This window comes from Streptomyces sp. NPDC050743 (assembly GCF_044456925.1).
In the GTDB taxonomy this organism is placed as follows: Bacteria; Actinomycetota; Actinomycetes; order Streptomycetales; family Streptomycetaceae; genus Streptomyces.
In genome coordinates this window covers 26,825-44,279 of sequence record NZ_JBITGJ010000030.1, presented here as the reverse complement: position 1 = coordinate 44,279, position 17,455 = coordinate 26,825, and the positions used below count along the sequence as shown (strand labels likewise).

At 71.3% G+C, this 17,455-nt stretch carries 14 protein-coding genes; 10 read left to right on the top strand and 4 right to left on the bottom strand.

Annotated elements, in window-relative coordinates; all coding sequences use genetic code 11:
* Positions 1 to 37 precede the first annotated feature (37 nt).
* The 7 genes from ACIBJF_RS26415 (at position 38) to ACIBJF_RS26385 (ending at position 9,845) form a co-directional block, all read left to right on the top strand.
* On the top strand, positions 38 to 1,093 hold the full coding sequence (locus tag ACIBJF_RS26415) for a Gfo/Idh/MocA family protein (RefSeq protein ID WP_399177253.1): 1,056 nt from the start codon (positions 38 to 40) through the stop codon (positions 1,091 to 1,093).
* A 44-nt stretch (positions 1,094 to 1,137) separates the two neighbouring features.
* Positions 1,138 to 2,112: an SDR family NAD(P)-dependent oxidoreductase gene (locus ACIBJF_RS26410; protein ID WP_399177252.1), complete on the top strand. Its 975-nt coding sequence runs from the start codon at positions 1,138 to 1,140 to the stop codon at positions 2,110 to 2,112.
* The gene (locus ACIBJF_RS26405) at positions 2,109 to 3,248 is read left to right on the top strand and encodes a DegT/DnrJ/EryC1/StrS family aminotransferase (protein ID WP_399177250.1); all 1,140 of its coding nucleotides are present in this window, start codon (positions 2,109 to 2,111) and stop codon (positions 3,246 to 3,248) included. Before ACIBJF_RS26410 ends, ACIBJF_RS26405 begins: the two co-directional genes overlap by 4 nt.
* Positions 3,245 to 3,934 carry an acetyltransferase gene (locus ACIBJF_RS26400; RefSeq protein ID WP_399177248.1) on the top strand — a complete coding sequence of 230 codons (690 nt, stop codon included), beginning with the start codon at positions 3,245 to 3,247 and terminating at the stop codon, positions 3,932 to 3,934. The genes ACIBJF_RS26405 and ACIBJF_RS26400 overlap by 4 nt, the downstream gene beginning before the upstream one ends.
* On the top strand, positions 3,931 to 5,049 hold the full coding sequence (locus ACIBJF_RS26395; RefSeq protein WP_399177246.1) for a DegT/DnrJ/EryC1/StrS family aminotransferase: 1,119 nt from the start codon (positions 3,931 to 3,933) through the stop codon (positions 5,047 to 5,049). Before ACIBJF_RS26400 ends, ACIBJF_RS26395 begins: the two co-directional genes overlap by 4 nt.
* 69 nt (positions 5,050 to 5,118) lie before the next feature.
* Complete coding sequence (locus ACIBJF_RS26390; RefSeq protein WP_399177244.1) at positions 5,119 to 8,727, top strand: DUF4082 domain-containing protein; 3,609 nt, start codon at positions 5,119 to 5,121, stop codon at positions 8,725 to 8,727.
* Between the two features lie 71 nt (positions 8,728 to 8,798).
* On the top strand, positions 8,799 to 9,845 hold the full coding sequence (locus ACIBJF_RS26385) for a glycosyltransferase (RefSeq protein ID WP_399177243.1): 1,047 nt from the start codon (positions 8,799 to 8,801) through the stop codon (positions 9,843 to 9,845).
* 14 nt (positions 9,846 to 9,859) lie between these two features.
* On the opposite strand, the gene ACIBJF_RS26380 is transcribed toward ACIBJF_RS26385, so the two are convergent.
* Positions 9,860 to 10,531: a hypothetical protein gene (locus ACIBJF_RS26380; protein ID WP_399177242.1), complete on the bottom strand. Its 672-nt coding sequence runs from the start codon at positions 10,529 to 10,531 to the stop codon at positions 9,860 to 9,862.
* 125 nt (positions 10,532 to 10,656) lie between these two features.
* On the opposite strand from ACIBJF_RS26380, the gene ACIBJF_RS26375 reads away from it, so the two are divergent.
* The 3 genes from ACIBJF_RS26375 to ACIBJF_RS26365 all read left to right on the top strand — a co-directional run bounded on the left by ACIBJF_RS26375 (position 10,657) and on the right by ACIBJF_RS26365 (position 14,915).
* Positions 10,657 to 12,684, top strand: coding sequence for an O-antigen ligase family protein (locus ACIBJF_RS26375; protein WP_399177240.1), 2,028 nt, complete (start codon positions 10,657 to 10,659; stop codon positions 12,682 to 12,684).
* Positions 12,681 to 13,580, top strand: coding sequence for a glycosyltransferase family 2 protein (locus ACIBJF_RS26370; protein ID WP_399177238.1), 900 nt, complete (start codon positions 12,681 to 12,683; stop codon positions 13,578 to 13,580). The genes ACIBJF_RS26375 and ACIBJF_RS26370 overlap by 4 nt, the downstream gene beginning before the upstream one ends.
* A gap of 105 nt (positions 13,581 to 13,685) precedes the next feature.
* Positions 13,686 to 14,915 (top strand): GNAT family N-acetyltransferase, encoded by a 1,230-nt coding sequence (locus ACIBJF_RS26365; protein ID WP_399177236.1) that lies wholly within the window; start codon positions 13,686 to 13,688, stop codon positions 14,913 to 14,915.
* A gap of 36 nt (positions 14,916 to 14,951) precedes the next feature.
* Here the strand turns inward: ACIBJF_RS26365 and ACIBJF_RS26360 are convergent, their stop codons facing one another.
* From ACIBJF_RS26360 to ACIBJF_RS26350, 3 genes are read right to left on the bottom strand one after another with little or no spacing between them, the layout of a single operon-like run.
* Positions 14,952 to 15,935 carry a class I SAM-dependent methyltransferase gene (locus ACIBJF_RS26360; RefSeq protein WP_399177235.1) on the bottom strand — a complete coding sequence of 328 codons (984 nt, stop codon included), beginning with the start codon at positions 15,933 to 15,935 and terminating at the stop codon, positions 14,952 to 14,954.
* Positions 15,929 to 16,606 (bottom strand): class I SAM-dependent methyltransferase, encoded by a 678-nt coding sequence (locus ACIBJF_RS26355; RefSeq protein ID WP_351810034.1) that lies wholly within the window; start codon positions 16,604 to 16,606, stop codon positions 15,929 to 15,931. The genes ACIBJF_RS26360 and ACIBJF_RS26355 overlap by 7 nt, the downstream gene beginning before the upstream one ends.
* A gap of 42 nt (positions 16,607 to 16,648) precedes the next feature.
* The gene (locus ACIBJF_RS26350) at positions 16,649 to 17,449 is read right to left on the bottom strand and encodes a glycosyltransferase family 2 protein (RefSeq protein ID WP_399177233.1); all 801 of its coding nucleotides are present in this window, start codon (positions 17,447 to 17,449) and stop codon (positions 16,649 to 16,651) included.
* Between the last annotated feature and the right edge of the window lie 6 nt (positions 17,450 to 17,455).

Genomic DNA, 17,455 nt, shown 5'->3' with positions numbered 1-17,455 from the left:
GGGCCGCCTCACGATGGACCAAGGGGAGAGGAAGCAAGTGACGCAGACCACGCAGCCGTTGGGGGTCGCGGTCGTCGGGGCCGGCTACTGGGGCCCCAACCTCGTCCGCAACTTCCAGGCCAGCGACCAATTCCGGCTGCGCTGGCTGTGCGACCTCGACGTGGACCGGGCCCAACGGGTCCTCGGCGGCTACTCGACGGTCGAGGCCACGGCGGACTACGCGGCCGTCCTCGCCGATCCGTCCGTGGACGCCGTCGCCGTGGCCACGCCCGCCGGAACCCACCTCGACATCGCCCTGGCCGCCCTGCGCGCCGGCAAGCACGTCCTGGTGGAGAAGCCGCTCGCGGCCACCTACGCCGACGGGATGCGCCTGGTGACCGAGGCCGAGGAACGCGGTCTGACCCTGATGTGCGACCACACCTACTGCTACACGCCCGCCGCGGGCCGCATCCGGGAGCTGGTCCGCTCCGGCGAACTCGGCGAGATCCACTTCCTGGACTCGGTGCGGATCAACCTCGGGCTCGTCCAGAAGGACATCGACGTCCTGTGGGACCTGGCCCCGCACGACCTGTCGATCCTGGACTTCATCCTCCCCGACAACGTCGAGCCGGTCGCCGTCGCCGCCCACGGGGCCGACCCGATCGGTGCGGGACAGGCCTGCGTGGCCTATCTGACGCTCACGCTCAACACCGGGGCCATCGCCCACGTGCACGTCAACTGGCTCTCCCCGACCAAGGTGCGCACCACCATGGTGGGCGGCGCCAAACGCACCCTGATCTGGGACGACCTCAATCCCCTGCAAAGGGTGGCCGTTTACGACCGGGGCGTGGACCTGGCCTCGCCGCAGGAGATCGGCGCGGACGAGCGCCGGGACATGCTGATCTCGTACCGCTCCGGAGACATGGTCGCGCCCGCGATCGGTGAGAAGGAAGCGCTGCGCAGCATGGTCGACGAGTTCGCCGACGCGATCAGGGCGCGCCGGGCGCCGCTGACCGACGGGCGGGCGGGCCTGCGCGTGCTCGACATTCTCGAGGCGGCGTCCCGGAGTCTCGAATTCCGGGGCGCGGTCGTCGGCCTACGCGCCGGGCGTTGAGCACATCGGTTCAGCGGATTCAATTCACTGAGAGGGCACGGCAGTTGAGCAGCGTACGAGGCAAGAAGATCCTGGTCACCGGGGGAGCGGGCACCATCGGCTCCCACCTCGTCGACCTCCTGGCCGAGGGCGGCGCCCGCGAGATCGTGGTGTTGGACAACTTCGTGCGCGGGCGGCGGGCCAACCTCGCCCAGGCCCTGCCCAGCGGCGTCGTGGAGATCGTCGAGGGCGACGTCCGGGACGCCGCCACCGTACGGAAGGTCACCGAGGGCGCCGACCTGGTGTTCCACCTCGCGGCGATTCGCATCACCCAGTGCGCGGAGGAGCCCCGGCTCGCCAACGAGGTCCTGGTCGACGGCACCTTCAACGTCCTGGAGGCGGCCGCCGAGGCCGGGGTCGCCAAGGTGATCGCCTCCTCCTCGGCGTCCGTCTACGGCATGGCCGAGACCTTCCCGACGACCGAGCGCCACCACCCGTACAACAACGACACCTTCTACGGCGCCGCGAAGGCCTTCAACGAGGGCATGCTGCGCAGCTTCCGCGCCATGTACGGCCTGGACTACGTGGCGCTGCGCTACTTCAACGTCTACGGCCCCCGGATGGACATCCACGGCCTCTACACCGAGGTGCTCATCCGCTGGATGGAGCGCATCGAGGCGGGCGAGCCGCCGCTGATCCTCGGCGACGGCACACAGACCATGGACTTCGTCGACGTCCGCGACATCGCCAGGGCCAACGTCCTGGCCGCCGAGTCGGATCTCACCGACGAGGTGTTCAACATCGCCAGCGGCACGGAGACCTCGCTGAAGGAGCTCGCCGAGGGTCTGCTGGAGGCGATGGGGGCGCAGGGCATGGAGCCGGTGCACGGGCCCGCCCGCAGCGTGAACTCGGTGGTACGGCGGCTTGCCGACACCTCGCGGGCCAGTGAGCGGCTCGGGTTCACGGCACGCATCGACCTCCGTACCGGGCTGCGGGACCTGGTGGAGTGGTGGCGTGCGGAGCGGGAGGCGGCCAAGTGAGCACCGACCGCATCCCGGTGATGATCCCCTGGCTCGGCGAGGACGAGGCGCGGGCCGCCTCCGACGCGGTGCTGTCCGGGTGGGTCGCCCAGGGCCCCCGGGTCGCCGCCTTCGAGCGGGCCTTCGCGGAGCGGGTGGGCGCCGAGCACGGCATCGCCGTCAGCTCCTGCACCACCGCCCTGCACCTGTCGCTGGTCGCGCTCGGGCTGGGACCCGGCGACGAGGTCGTGGTGCCCTCGCTGTCGTTCATCGCCACCGCCAACGCCGTACGGTACGTCGGCGCCGAGCCGGTGTTCGCCGACGTCGACCCGGCGACCGGCAACCTGACCACGGCCACCGTGGACGCGGTCCGCACCCCGCGTACCAAGGCCGTCCTCGCCGTCCACCAGGGCGGCGTGCCGGCCGACGTGCACGCCCTGCGCGCGGCGTGCGCCGACTGGGACCTGCCGCTGGTGGAGGACGCGGCCTGCGCCATCGGCTCGACCGTCGGCGGCAAGCCCGTCGGGCACGGCGCGCTGCTCGCCGCCTGGTCCTTCCACCCCCGCAAGCTCGTCACCACGGGCGAGGGCGGCATGATCACCACCGACGACGCCGAGTGGGCCGCACGCCTGCGCCGGCTGCGCGAGCACGGGATGAACGCCTCGGCGGCGCAGCGCCACGCGAGCGACAAGCCCGTCCTGGAGAGCTATCTCGAGGTCGGCTTCAACTACCGGATGACGGACATCCAGGCCGCCGTCGGGCTGGTCCAGCTCGGCAAGCTCGACGCGATGATCGCCCGCCGCCGCGAGCTGGCGGCCCGCTACGCGGCGCTGCTGCACGACGTCCCCGGCCTAACCCCCGTACGCGACCCCGCGCACGGGCAGAGCAACTTCCAGTCGTACTGGGTGCTCCTGGACGGGGACTTCCCCGTCGGCCGGGACGACCTGCTCGCCGCGCTCGCCGCGGCCGGCGTCTCCGCCCGGCGCGGAATCATGGCGGCGCACCTCGAACCCGCCTACGCGGACCACCCCCGAACACCGCTGCCGGTCACCGAGCGGATCACCCGCGACTCGCTGATCCTGCCGCTGTTCCACACCATGACCGAGGCCCAGCAGGACCGGGTGGTGGCGGTACTGCGCGAACAGGCGGCGCGATGACCGGGCTGCTGATCGTCGGCGCCGGCGGCTTCGCCCGCGAGACCGCGCAGACCGTGCGGGACGCGGGCCAGGCCGAGCTGCTCGGGCACCTCGACGACAACGCCGCCCTGCACGGCACGAAGGTGGACGGCGTGCCCGTCCTCGGCGGCTGCGAACTGGTCCACGACCTGCCCGGCGCCCGGGTGGTGATCTGCGTGGGCAACCCCCGGGACTACGCCGCCCGCGCCCGCCTGGCGCGCAGGCTCGACCTGCCCGCGGACCGCTACGCCACGGTGATCCACCCGACGGCGGTGGTGTCGGCGACCTCGCAGGTCGGCCCCGGCTCGGTCCTGCTCGCGCACTGTGTCCTGACCGCCGCCGTGCGGGTGGGCGCGCACGTCGCGGTGATGCCGCAGGTCGTCCTCACCCATGACGACGTGATCGAGGACTACGTCACGCTGGCCTCCGGAGTCCGCCTGGGCGGGGGAGCGCGGCTGGCCAGGGGCAGCTACGTGGGTTCCGGGGCCCTGGTCCGGGAGGGCACGACGGTCGGCGCCTGGTCGCTGATCGGGATGGGGAGCACCGTGCTCGGCGACGTGCCGCCGGGCGAGGTCTGGGCGGGCAACCCGGCCCGGCGGCTGCGCGAGGCGGATGCCCCGGCGCTTGACGAACTCGCGACGACAACCATGGGGGGACCCGTCAGATGAACCACATTCCGCTGGTGGACCTCAAGGCGGCCCACGAGGAGGTCGCCGACGACGTACGGGCCGGATTCGAACGGATCCTGGCCGGCACCGCGTTCATCGGAGGCGACGAGGTCCGCCGGTTCGAGCGCGCATACGCGGACTTCGGCGGTGTCGCGCACTGCGTGGGCGTCGCCAACGGCACCGACGCCGTCGAACTCGCCCTGCGCGCCTGGGGGATCGGGCCCGGCGACGAGGTCGTGATACCCGCCAACACCTTCATCGCCACCGCCGGCGCGGTGGCCAGGACCGGTGCGCGACCGGTCCTCGCGGACTGCCGGCCCGACACCTACCTGCTCGACCCCCAGGCCGCGCTGGACGCGGTCGGCCCGGCCACCCGCGCGGTCGTACCCGTGCACCTCTACGGGCAGATGGCCGACGTGCCGGCGCTGGCCGGCCAACTGCCCGACCGGGTAAAGGTCGTCGAGGACGCCGCACAGTGCCAGGGCGCCACCCGCGACGGCCGGACGCCGGGCAGCGGCGGGATCGCGGCGACCAGCTTCTACCCGGGCAAGAACCTGGGCGCGTACGGCGACGCGGGCGCGGTGCTGACCGACGACGAGGAACTGGCCGACCTGGTGCGTGCGATCGCCAACCACGGCGGCGTCGCCAAGTACCGCCACGACGTGCCCGGGTTCAACAGCCGTCTGGACGGACTCCAGGCCGCCGTCCTGCGGGCGAAGCTGGCACGGCTGGCGGACGGCAACGCGGCCCGGCGCGCGGCCGCGGCCCGCTACGACACGCTGCTCGCCGACCTCACGGCCGCCGGCCGGATCGTGCTCCCCACGACCGCGGCCGGCACCGTCCACGTATGGCACCTCTACGTCGTCCAGGTCACCGGGGCGGACCGCGACGACATCGTCGGCAAGCTGAACGCCGAGGGCATCGGCGCGGGAGCGCACTATCCGGCCCCGGTCCACCTCACACCGGCCTACCGCCATCTCGGCCACGCACGGGGCGACTTCCCCAACGCCGAGAAGGCGGCGGACCGGATCCTGTCGCTTCCGCTCTACCCACAGATCACCCCCGACCAGCAGCAGCGCGTCGTGGACACGCTCACCCACGCCCTGCGCGGCTGACCGGTCACCGGCCCCACGCTCCACCCGGCCTCACCGGCCGGCCCTGCACAGCACCGCTGAGAGGTACACATGAACAGATGGAGCAGACGGATCCGGGGCACCCGCCTCGCCGTCGTAGCAGCATTGATATGGGCGGTGCTCCCGCAGGCCGTGACCGCCCAGGCGGCCTCCGACCCGTGCGGAACGGGCTCGAACCCGATCGTCTGCGAGAACTCCAAGCCGGGCAGCCCGATGTCCGACTGGTTCGCCCCCAACGCCTACGGCGACATCAAGGGCTTCACCACCAAGGAGAGCGTCCAGGCCGGCGACACCGTCCAGTTCAAGGTCCAGTCGCCGCTCCCGTACCACATCGAGATCTACCGGCTGGGCTGGTACGGCGGCGACGGCGCGCGCGAGATGTCCACCGCGACCCAGGCGGCGGTGACCTATCCGGCCAACTACACCACCAAGCCCGCCAGTTGCACCACCAAGAGCAGCACCGGGCTGGTGGACTGCGGCAACTGGCCCGTGACCGCGACCTGGACCGTGCCCAGCACCGCGGTGTCCGGCCTGTACATCGCGAACCTGACCCAGACGGACGGCGACGGACTGATGCCGTACCCGTTCGTCGTCCGCAACGACTCCAGCACCTCCGACATGGTCGTGCAGACCAGCGACCAGACCTGGCAGGCCTACAACGACTACGGCGGCCAGGACCTGTACGGAGGCGCCGGGCCCGCGCCGGACGGCCGCGCCTACGAGGTCAGCTACAACCGGCCTCTGGACATCGGCGGCGACAACGGCATCTACGGCTCCGAGTACATGATGCTGTCGTGGCTGGAGCGCAACGGCTACGACGTCAGCTATCTGTCCGGCGTGGACGTGTCCTCGGCGGCCGGCGCCACCCTGCTGAAGAAGCACAAGGTGTATCTGTCCTCCGGCCATGACGAGTACTGGACGCAGAGCCAGTACTCCAACGTCCTGGCGGCCCGGAAGGCCGGCGTCCGCGAGGGCTTCTTCAGCGGCAACGAGGTCTTCTGGAAGACCCGGCTCGCTCCGAGCATCGACGGTACGAACACGGCGGACCGGACCCTGGTCTGCTACAAGATGACCAAGATGGCGCAGAACAACGGCGTCGCCGACCCCAGCGGCGTGTGGACCGGCACCTGGATGGATCCGACCAGCACCCAGTACGGCCAGGCCTACCAGCCGCCGAACATCCTCACCGGCTCGATGTTCCAGGTGAACGGCTACCGCGGCGACGCCATCACCGTCCCCGGCTCGTACGGCAAGAACCGGATCTGGCGCAACACCTCCATCGCGGGCCTCACCACCGGCCAGACCGCCACGTTCCCGACCGGTACCCTCGGCTACGAGTGGGACAGCGACCTCGACAACAGCACCAGACCCGCCGGGGCGATCGACGTGTCCTCCACCACGGTGGACATCAACGACGGCAAGCTCCGCATGGACTGGGGCAACATCTACGGCAACGGCACGGCCACCCACAATCTCGTCGAGTTCCGCGACCAGGACTCCGGAGCCCTGGTGTTCGGTTCCGGGACCGTGCAGTGGTCGTGGGGCCTGACCAACGTCCCGACGAGCGACCCCGCCGGCACGGTGGTCACCGAGGACTCCCGTATGCAGCAGGCGACGGTGAACATCCTCGCCGACATGGGCATCCAGCCGGCGACCCGGCAGAGCAACCTCGTCGCCGCCTCCGTCTCCACCGACACCACGGGCCCGGCCGTCACGGTGACGAGCCCGGCCTCCGGGGTGACCGTCCCGGCGCTGAAGCCGGTCACCATCAAGGGCACCGCCACCGACTCCGGCGGCGGCGTGGTGGCCCGCGTGGAGGTGTCCACGGACGGCGGAACGACCTGGAAGGCCGCGAACGGCCTCGCGTCCTGGAGCTACAGCTGGACTCCGACGACCCCGGGCTCGGCATCGATCAAGGTCCGCGCGGTGGACGACAGCGTCAACATCGGCGCCGTCACCACCGTCCCGCTGACCGTCGGCCCCCAGACCTGCCCGTGCACCATCTGGCCCGCCGCGGCCGTTCCCGGCACCGTCAACGCGGGCGACGGCGGCTCGGTGGAGCTCGGCGTCAAGTTCCGTACCACGGTGACCGGTTCGATCACCGGCGTCCGCTTCTACAAGTCACCCGTCAACACCGGCACGCACATCGGCAGCCTGTGGAGCGCCTCCGGCACCCGCCTGGCCACCGGCACCTTCACGGGCGAGACGGCCTCCGGCTGGCAGCAGCTGAACTTCGCCACCCCGGTGCCCGTCAAGGCCAACACCACTTACATCGCCTCGTACTTCGCCCCCAACGGCGGATACTCCTACGACGGCGGCTACTTCAACGACGGCGACGCGGGCCTCGCCCCGCTCACCGGACTGAAGTCCGGCACCGACGGCGGCAACGGCGTCTACCACTACGGCTCGACCAGCGCCTTCCCGTCTTCGCAGTCCTCAGGCAGCAACTACTGGGTCGACGTGGTGCTGGACACCTCGGCGGCCAGCACGACCCCGCCCACCGTCAGCTCGACCTCCCCGACGTCCGGGGCGGCCGGCGTGTCGATCACGGCACCGGTGTCGGCCACGTTCAGCTCGGCCGTCGACGCCGACACCCTGATGTTCACCCTGAAGGGCCCGGACGGCAGCGCCGTGCCGGGGGCCACGACGCTCCCCGCGTCGAACAAGGCGACCTTCACCCCGTCGACGGAGCTGGCGCTGAACACCACGTACACCGCCTCCGTACAGGCCTCCGACCTGTGGGGCAACGCCATGGCGGACCCGGTGACGTGGTCCTTCACCACCAGTTCCACCCCGCCCGCGGTGACCTGCCCCTGCACGCTGTGGAACCCCGGTACGGTACCCGCCACCACCGACATGAACGGCGACCCCAACTCCGTCGAGCTGGGCACCCGGTTCACCTCCTCGGCGGACGGCTGGATCACCGGCGTCACCTTCTACAAGGGCACCGGCAACACGGGCACCCACACCGGCAGCCTGTGGTCCGACGACGGCACACTGCTCGCCGGCGGCACCTTCACGAACGAGACGGCCTCCGGCTGGCAGACGCTGACCTTCGCCACTCCCGTGGCCATCACCGCCGGAACCCCCTACGTCGTCTCCTACCACGCGCCGAACGGCAACTACGCGGTGGACGGCGGCTACTTCACGGCGGCCCACCAGTCCTACCCGCTGACCGCCACGGCCGACACCACCGCCCACCACAACGGGCTCTACAAGTACGGCACCGACCCGGCCTTCCCCAACGGCTCCTACGGATCCGCGAACTACTGGGTGGGCCCCGTCTTCACCGCCGACAACCCGAGCGCGTCCCTGTCGACGGCCACCGCCTCGGAGGTGACCGGTTCCTCGGTGACACACACCGCCGACGCCACGAGCGCGCTCGTCATGGCCCTGCCGGACAAGGCCGCACCGTCGTCCGTCAACGCCACCGTGACCATCCTGCCGGGCCCCAGGGCGGCCGCCGCCAGGAAGCTCCACATCACGGCCGTCACCTCCTACGACCGGGCCACCCACAAAGTGTCCGTCCACCTGTCCGCCCCGTTGCCGGACGGCACCCGGTTCACGGTCACGGTCACGGCCCGGGACAAGCACCGCCACCCGGTGAAGTCCCACAGCTGGACCCTGACCAGCAAGACCGTCCGCAAGAAGAAGAACTGACCGACCCGAACGCACCGGTGGTGGTCTCCGCCCAAACCGGAGACCACCACCGGGGATTGGCTTGCCCACCGATGAGCACCGTCAGCGTTGTCATCCCCTGCTACAAGTACGGCCACTTCCTCGCCGACTGCGTCAGCAGCGTCCTGGACGAGCAGAACGGCGTCGACGTCCGGGTGCTCATCATCGACGACGCCTCGCCCGACGACTCGGCGGACATCGCGCACAAGCTGGCCGCCGCCGACCCGCGTATCGAGGTCCGCGTCCACGAAACCAACAAGGGTCACATCGCCACCTACAACGAGGGCCTCCTGGAATGGGCCGACGGCGACTACGTGGCCCTCCTCTCCGCCGACGACCGGCTGGTCCCGGGCGCGCTGGTCCGGGCCGCCGCGCTCCTGGACGCCCACCCCGAGGCGGGGTTCGCCTACGGTCGCCCCCTGCGTTTCCAGCACGGCGGCCCGCTGCCGAAGGCCCGTACGCACAGCACCGGATCGGTCGTCTACCCCGGGCAGTGGTGGCTGGAGCGGCGCTTCCGCGAGGGCACCGGCTGCATCACCTCCCCCGAAGTCGTCGTCCGCACCAGCCTCCAGCGCGCGGTCGGGGGCTACGACCCTAAGCTTCCCCACGCCGGCGACATCGAGATGTGGATGCGGCTCGCCGCACACGCCGACGTCGGCTACATACGCGGCGCCGACCAGGCCTTCTACCGCGTCCACGGCAAGAACATGTCCACAACCGACTTCGGTGGCCAGCTCGACGACCTGCGTCAGCGTCTCGTGGCCTTCGACTCGGTGCTCGCCAAATGCGCCGACCGGCTCCCGCACGCCGACCGCCTGGCCGATCAGGTCCACACCCGCCTTGCCCGCTACGCCCTGCGCCGGGCCTACCGGGCCTACGACCGGGGCCGTACCGGCGTCGTACCGGTGGACGCATGCGTGGCGTTCGCCGAGGAGTGCCTGCCGGGATACGCGGCGCTGCCCGAGTACCGCGCGCTACGGCTGCGCAGACGGATCGGCCCGAAGGCGATGCCGTATCTGCAGCCGCTGGTGTGGTCGGCCGTGGCCGAGCGCGGGCGGGAGTGGCTGTGGTGGGAGTCGTGGAAGCGCCGCGGTATCTGATGTCCCGCAGGAACTCAGCCCGCCACCGGAATCCCGTCGGCCCGGCGGCGCGGGTCCTCGGAGGTCTTCTTCCTGGTCCTGCGCCGCAGTGCGTACTGGTCGAACCACAGGGCGCCCAGGATTCCGGCGGTCGCGCCCAGCAGTGCCGTACCCGCCAGTGCGCGGGTCCGGGTGCCCTGCACCGGGGCGGCGCTCGGGGCGACCAGGACCGATGCGCTGATCCGCGCCCCGGGCGCGATCCCCTGGGCCTCCTGCAGGGCCGTCACATGCCTGGTGTAGGTGTCGATGACCCGTTGGACCGCCGTGTCGGCCTCGACGGCGCCACCGCGCCGCGCCTGCACCTGCACCGAGGGGATCAGATAGCGCGGCGTCGCGCTGGTGCCGCTGTTGCGCGGGATCAGCTGGTATGTGCCGTGCACGCCGGCGGCGTCCAGCTCCTTGCGCCCCGCCTGCGACTCGAGTTGCTGGATCACCCCGTACGAGAGCGTGGCGAGCGGCGGTTGAAGGTTCGTCAGCTGGTTCGGCTGGTTTCCCGTCACGGGCGGCTTGAGGACGACCACCGCCGAACTCAGGTACTGCGGGGCGGGGTGCAGCACCCGGTAGGCTCCGGCGGCCGTCAGCAGGAGCGCGAGCAACAGAACGTACCAGCGGCGGAGCAGCGCTTCGGCGACGTCACGAGGCGACACAGGGTTTCCTTCCGTCGGCACCGATCCTCGCAGGCGCCGGGGCGCGTCGCCACCGGATCACGCGACATATGCTGGGCCCGAGCCCGGACGTCCGGTCCCGGAGCACCGGGCCGGGGGGAGTTCTCATGAGCCTTGGCGACATATGGGCGATCATGCGCAGGCGCTGGTACTTCATGGTGCCCCTCACCCTGCTCAGCCTGCTCGCGGGCGGGTATCTGTACCGGACCATCCCGGTGTCCTACGAGTCGCAGAGTTCCGTCACGCTGCTCGACTCCAGGGCGGTCGCCGAGCTGGCGCCGACCTTCGGCAACCCCCTGTCGAACGCGGGCGGTTCGCTGGTCGTCACGGCCGACGTGCTGATCAGGACCCTCCAGTCCGGCGACTCGGCCAAGGAACTGCGCTCCCGCGGCGTCACGGACCGGTACACGGCCGGCTTCGCGCCGGACGCCGACAGCCCGCTGCTCACCCTGAGCGTCACCGGAACCGACCGGGCCAAGGTGCTTCGGGAGACCGCCACCCTCACCAAGTTCGCCGGGGAGCAGCTCAAGGCCCTGCAGGCCGCCTCCAGGGTGCCGGCGACCTACCTGGTGCAGACCGCCCCGGTCGTGCTGCCGCAGACACCGGTCTCGCAGTCGAAGAGCCGGTACCAGGACATCGCGGCGGTCGTCATCGTCGGGTTCGTCGGCGCGTTCCTGCTGTCGATCCTGGCCGAGGGCGTCGCGGTGGTCCGCCGCCGGGGACGTGCCCGGGCCGGATACGTTCCCCGGCGCCGTCGCGCCCGGCCCTCCGAGCGGGCGCCCAGGGGCCTGCTGGTGCGGAGGCTGGACGCCACGACGATCCTCACCGGCTATCTGGTGCTGGCCTTCTTCGTCCCGTCGAACCTCACCCTGCCCGCGCTGGGCGGCGTCGGCACCCCGGCCAACGTCTTCGCCCTGCTCGGACTGCTCTGGTATCTCGCCACCTGGCTCGGCGGCCGCATCCTTCCGGCGCCGGGCACCAGGCTGCCGCGCGTGGTGATGTGCGTGCTCGCCGCGGCGGTGCTGCTGTCGTACCTCGCGGACGCGACACGCGACAGCTCGCACGAGGAGGTCCTCGGGGCCGACCGGGGTCTCATCGGGCTCGCGGTGTGGGTGGCGCTGGTGGTGCTGGCCTCGGCCGGCATCCAGGAGCGCAGCCGGCTGGAGACCCTGATGCGCCGGCTCGTCGTCCTGGGCACGGTGGTCGCCCTGATCGGCTACTACGACTTCTTCGCCGCGACCAACATCGCCGACTCCATCCACATCCCCGGCCTGCAGTCGAGCACCGCCGGGATCAGCGCCATGGACCGCGGCTCGTTCACCCGGCCCCGCTCCACCACGGCCCATCCACTGGAGTTCGGGGGGATGCTGGCCATCCTGGTTCCCTTCGCCGTCCACCAGGCGTTCGATCCGGTGCGCCGGCACGCCGGCGCACTGCGCCGCTGGGCCCCCGTGGCGATCATGGCGGGCGCCCTTCCGCTGACCGTGTCCAGGACGTCCATCATCGGCGCCTTCATCGTGATCCTGGTGATGGTGCCCCGCTGGAAGCCGCAGCGGCGCTGGGCCGCGATCGGCATCGTCCTGGGGTCGGTGGCCGGCTTCAAAGTGATCATCCCGGGGCTGATCGGAACCATCACCAACCTGTTCGCCAGCTTCCTGTCCAACTCCGACAGCAGCACCCAGGCGCGCACCGTGAAGTACAGCGCGATCGTCCCCTACCTCGGCGAACGCCCCTGGTTCGGGCGCGGATTCGGCACCTTCACCCCTGACCTGTACTTCTTCACGGACAACCAGTACATGCTGACCCTGGCCGAGACGGGCATCGTCGGGCTGGTCGCGCTGCTCGCCCTGTTCGTCACCGGGATCCATCAAGGCGGTGCCATCCGCCGGCTCGCCCGCACCGAATCGGACCGCGAGCTCGGACAGGCCTTTCTCGCCTCGGCCCTGGTCGCCCTGGTCATCAGCGCCACCTTCGACGCACTCAGCTTCCCCATGTACGCCGGTATGTTCTTCCTCACCCTGGGCACCGGCGGCAGCTACCTCGGCTTCGTCCGCCGCGAGGCGGCCGCGGCCACGGTCCCCGCCCCCCGTAAGCCATCCGAAACCCAGCTCCCCCAACTCGCGGAGTCCCGATGAGCCCCGTCGCCGTCATCGTCGTCACCTGGAACAGCGCCTCCGTGCTCCCCGGGTTCCTCGCCGCGCTCCCCGACGGCATGGCCGGCCTCGACTGGCGGCTGGTCGTCGCCGACAACGACTCCGCCGACGACACCGTCGAAGTGCTGCGGACACTGGCCCCCGCTGCCACGGTCGTGCAGACCGGCCAGAACGCCGGCTACGCGGCCGGGATCAACGCGGCGCTGCGTGCCGCCGGGCAGTACGAAGCCGTTGTGATCTGCAACCCCGACATCCGGATGCGGCAGGGCTGCGCCAAACGTCTCGTCGACAGCCTGGCGGACGGAGTGGGGATCGCCGTACCCCTGCTCTACGAAGAAGGAAGGGCCACGCCCCATCACTCGCTGCGCCGCGAGTCGAGCGTGCTCCGAGCGTTCGGCGAGGCCATCATCGGCAACACCCGGGCCGGGCGCTTCCCGGCCCTGAGCGAGCTCGTCACCCACCCCGCCGCATATCAGCGCCCCACACGCGCGGACTGGGCCACCGGCGCGCTCATGGCCGTCTCGAGGGAGTGCCTGGCCGCTTGCGGCCCGTGGGACGAGTCCTTCTTCCTGTACTCGGAGGAGACCGAGTACTGCCTGCGCGCGCGGGACCGGGGATACGTCACACAGCTGGAGCCGACGGCTGAGGCCGTCCACCTGGGCGGCGACTCCCAGGTGTCGCCCCGCCTCTGGACCTTGCTCACCCTCAACCGCGTCCGGCTGTACCGGCGTCGGCACGGCGCCCTCGCCACAGCCGCCTTTCGCGCCGCCGTCCTGCTCCGGGAGACCTCACGCGCCGCTCTCGGCCGCCCGGCCAGCCGCGCGGCCGCTGCCGCACTCGTCCGGCCGGGCGCCCTGGGCGCCACACCGGGGCCGTGACCGCGGGCCGACCGTAATTCGCTTGACCTCGACACGGGACAACGCAGGATTGTGGCGGACACCACGCCTCGTGGTGCCGGTATCCAGGGGAGGGCGACGGCAGCCATGGAGATACGTTCCACTACCGACCAGGACCTCGATGTCTTCGTCGGCACACTCCATGCCGCGTTCGGACGCTTCCCGGAAACCCCGATCGAGGGCGGCGGAGTCTGGTGGTCGGCGCTCGAAATGGACCGCGGCCTGCTCGCCACGACGGCGGACGGGCGGCCCGTCGGGACCGCCGCCGCGTACTCCTTCGAGCTCACCCTGCCCGGCGAGATCCTCGCCCCGGCCGCCGGGGTGACCGCCGTCGGCGTCCTGCCCTCGCACCGACGCCAGGGCGTGCTCAGCGCGATGATGCGGCATCAGCTGGCCGAGCTGCGGGACCGCGGGGAGTTCCTCTCCGTACTGCTGGCCTCCGAGGCCTTGATCTACCGCAGGTTCGGCTACGGACCGGCGACCTACACGCAACGGCTGACGGTGCCGCGCCGGCAGGCCGCCCTCGCCCTCCCGCGGGCGCGCGCGACGGCAGACGCCCCGGCGACCGGCTCGGACACCGGCTCGGTCGAGTTGCTGCGGCGTGCCGAGTGCGGCGAGATCCTGGAGGACGTCTACGACCGGTACCGCCGGGCGCAGCCCGGCGCGCTGTCCCGGCCGCACCGCTGGTGGGCCTTTGGCGCGGGGCAGCCCCCGATCTCTCCGGCGCCGCGCTACGTCGCCGTCCACCGCGACGCCGACGGCGTCCCGGACGGGTACGCCAGCTATGCGGTCGAGGGCGACACCTTGACGGTCGACGAGACCATCGTCACCGACGACGCCGTCTTCACCGCCCTGGCCCGTTTCGTGCTCGGACACGACCTGGTCGCTCAGGTCGTCTTCAAGCACGTCCCGCCCGGGCACCCGCTGCGCTGGCAGCTCGCGGACTTCCGGGCCGGCCAGGTGAGCGGCGACACCGACTGGCTCTGGGTGCGGCTGCTGGACGTCCCGCGCGCGCTGACCGCGCGTGGCTGGCTCACGGACGGCGAGCTCGTCCTCGACGTCGACGACCCGTTCCTCGGCGAGCACGGCCGCTACCTGCTGACCGTCCGGGACGGGAAGGCCGACTGCGTCCCGACGGACCAGGAGCCCGACCTGTCCCTGGACGTGAGCGACCTGGGCTCGGTCTACCTCGGCGGAACCACCCCGGGCACGCTCGTGCGCGCCGGACACATCCGGGCCCACCGCCCGGGCGCGGCCACCCTCGCCGACGCCCTCTTCCGCGCCGAACGCACCCCGCACTGCCTCCACTGGTTCTGATCCCGGAGCACCGCACAGGGGCGCGGGGAACTGCGCTCAGCGCGCGTTCCGCGGGCGACACACCATGGCGACGAAGTCGTGCCCCACCTCCGGCAGGGCCGCGTCCTCCGCCGCGAAGCACCGCTCCAGCAGCGCCAGCGTCTCCGGCTCCTGGTCACGGAAGTTGTGCGCGATCCCGGAGAACGCGATGTGCAGCACCGTGCCCCCGTACGGCCGTTCCTCGACGACCTCGAAATGGCGCCGCAGGCCCGGCAGCAGCGCCGCCGCGTCGACCGCCTCCGAGGGGTCGTCCAGCACCATCGACAGCCTGCTGGGCCGCACGACACGGCGCTTGATCCGGCCGTCGGGCAGGCGCCGCCGCTCCTCGGGGAGCTGGGCCAGCAGGGCGTTCGCCGCGTCCAGTTGGCCGTCGGTCCACTGGAAGCGGGTGGGGCCGACGAACTCGTCGATCACGAACATCCCGTCGGGCTCGATGAGTTGGGACAGGCGCGGCAGCGTCTCGTCGAGGTTGTCGAAGTGGTGCAGCGACTGCAGGCCCAGCAGCACGTCGAAGCGTTCCCCGTCGCTGGTCATCCGGTTGACGTCGGTGACCCGGAAGCGCAGCACGTCGGCGAGACCGTTCTCGGCGGCGGCGCGGGTGGCGAAGTCGATCCGCTGCTGCGCCACGTCCACGCCCTCCAGGAGGGAGAACGCGCCGGTCCTCGCCCACAGCAACTCGTTCCCGCCGGTGCCGCACCCCAGCGACAAGCCACGCAGATCGGTGCGCGGCGCGAAGTGCTTGGCGGCCACGTACTGGGGGAAGGACGTGTCCGCGTCGCCCGTCATCAGCAGGTTCCACCGCTCGATGACCGCCGGTATAGCCCACCACTCGGTCAGCGACGGGTCGACCTGGGACCAGTGCTGGACCACTCGCGCGCCGCCGCGCACCCGCAGCTTGGCCAGTACGCGGTCCAGTTCCAGCTTCCGCACCTTGCGCAGCAGCCGGTCCGCGTCGTGTCTGTTGACCAGGTTGTTCAGCATGCGGACTCCGTTCGTACGGCTATGAGCGACTTCGGGGCACCGAGCACCCGCTCGCTGAGGAGCACTGACCGGGGGAAGAGGTAGCGCATCTCGGCCCGGGTCAGCAGCTCGATGTTGATCACGGCGTTCATCGCCGACTCCGGGCTGTCGGGGCGGCTGTGGACGAGCGGCCAGTGCCGTACCAGACGTGCCCTGGCGGCCAGGGGCAGGAACTGGAAGCCGGGCGCCACGAAGTGCGGCTCGACGGGGAAGTAGCGGTACGGCGTCTGGATCCAGTGCAGCGGCGCCAGTTGCTCGACGGCCGCGACGAACTTCCGGCGCTGGCTGTGGCCGCCCACGTGCTCGATGGTCGAGTTGGAGAACACCAGGTCGTAGCCGCCGTGGCCGCTCAGTTCGGCGGCGACTGCCGGGTCGGTGACGTCGGCGTTCTCCGCGCTGATCCAGTCGGGCAGTTCGGCGGGGTGTTCCTCCAGGTTGATCAGGTGGACGTGCTTGGCGCGCACCGGTGCGCGCAGCCACATCTCGGCCGTCCCGCCCAGGTCCACGACGCTCATGTTCTCGATGCCGGGGAAGCAGCGCCGGAACCGCTCCCAGCGTGCGATGCGGAGTCGTTCGCCGAGTGAGCCGGGAGCGTCGACGAATCTGTTTCTGAGGGCGCGGGAGCGGGGCATGGGATCAACCACCTGGGGTCGGAGCGGAAGGGGAGCAGGTTTTCAGCTGGGCGGTGCCCACTGGGTGTAGAAGCTGGCCGGGTTCATCAGGTATCGGACGGTGGGGCACGGCACATGGAGCACCCGGTGCCTGCGGCCGTACCGGCGGATCAGCTCCCAGTCCTCCCGGGGCAGCACCTCCGGGGTCCGGCGCAGGCGGCTGAAGTGCAGTGCGCGAGTGCGGCGGGCGACGAAGGCGTTGGTGTCCAGGAAGGACTCGCGGGCGGCCCGCCGCCGGTCGTAGGGCACCGACAGGATGTCCTTCTCGGTTCCATCGGGCAGGACGCGGCGCAGCGCCGTGTAGACGCCGTCGGGTCCGTCGGGGGACTGCAGGACCGCCAACGTCCGTTCCAGATGGTCCTCTTCCCACACGTTGTCGTCGTCCAGGAACGCCACGTACCGCGAGCGGGTGAGGCGGATGCCCACGTTGCGCACGACGCCGGCCACGCCGGTGTTGCGTGCCAGGGAGACGGCGAACAGCCTGGGGTCGTCGGGGAGTTCGGGCAGTCCGGCGCCGTCGTCGACGACGATGACGACCTGGTCGCGCACGGTCTGGCCCAGGGCCGAGCGGACCGCGGCACGCAGCGCCTCGGGGCGCCGGTGGGTGGCGATCACCGTGGCGACCAGCGCCGAGGGCGGCGACTGCAGGCCGGCGGCCAGCCGTCGGGTCTCGGCGTCCTCGATCCGGCGCAGCCGCACCGCGCTGGGGGCCAGCAGGACCTTGTTCCTGGCCTCGAAGAGCACCAGCCAGCCGAACAACGCCTTGAGCAGCGTCCAGGGCGCCCGCGCGACACGGCGCGTCATGCCGCC

What these genes read in the sequence shown, in the direction of transcription:
- ACIBJF_RS26400 (WP_399177248.1), top strand. Translation starts at nt 3,245, where the DNA reads ATGACCGGGCTGCTGATCGTCGGCGCCGGCGGCTTCGCCCGCGAGACC.
- ACIBJF_RS26395 (WP_399177246.1), top strand. Translation starts at nt 3,931, where the DNA reads ATGAACCACATTCCGCTGGTGGACCTCAAGGCGGCCCACGAGGAGGTC.
- ACIBJF_RS26390 (WP_399177244.1), top strand. Translation starts at nt 5,119, where the DNA reads ATGAACAGATGGAGCAGACGGATCCGGGGCACCCGCCTCGCCGTCGTA.
- ACIBJF_RS26385 (WP_399177243.1), top strand. Translation starts at nt 8,799, where the DNA reads ATGAGCACCGTCAGCGTTGTCATCCCCTGCTACAAGTACGGCCACTTC.
- ACIBJF_RS26375 (WP_399177240.1), top strand. Translation starts at nt 10,657, where the DNA reads ATGAGCCTTGGCGACATATGGGCGATCATGCGCAGGCGCTGGTACTTC.
- ACIBJF_RS26370 (WP_399177238.1), top strand. Translation starts at nt 12,681, where the DNA reads ATGAGCCCCGTCGCCGTCATCGTCGTCACCTGGAACAGCGCCTCCGTG.
- ACIBJF_RS26365 (WP_399177236.1), top strand. Translation starts at nt 13,686, where the DNA reads ATGGAGATACGTTCCACTACCGACCAGGACCTCGATGTCTTCGTCGGC.
- ACIBJF_RS26360 (WP_399177235.1), bottom strand. Translation starts at nt 15,935, where the DNA reads ATGCTGAACAACCTGGTCAACAGACACGACGCGGACCGGCTGCTGCGC.
- ACIBJF_RS26355 (WP_351810034.1), bottom strand. Translation starts at nt 16,606, where the DNA reads ATGCCCCGCTCCCGCGCCCTCAGAAACAGATTCGTCGACGCTCCCGGC.
- ACIBJF_RS26350 (WP_399177233.1), bottom strand. Translation starts at nt 17,449, where the DNA reads ATGACGCGCCGTGTCGCGCGGGCGCCCTGGACGCTGCTCAAGGCGTTG.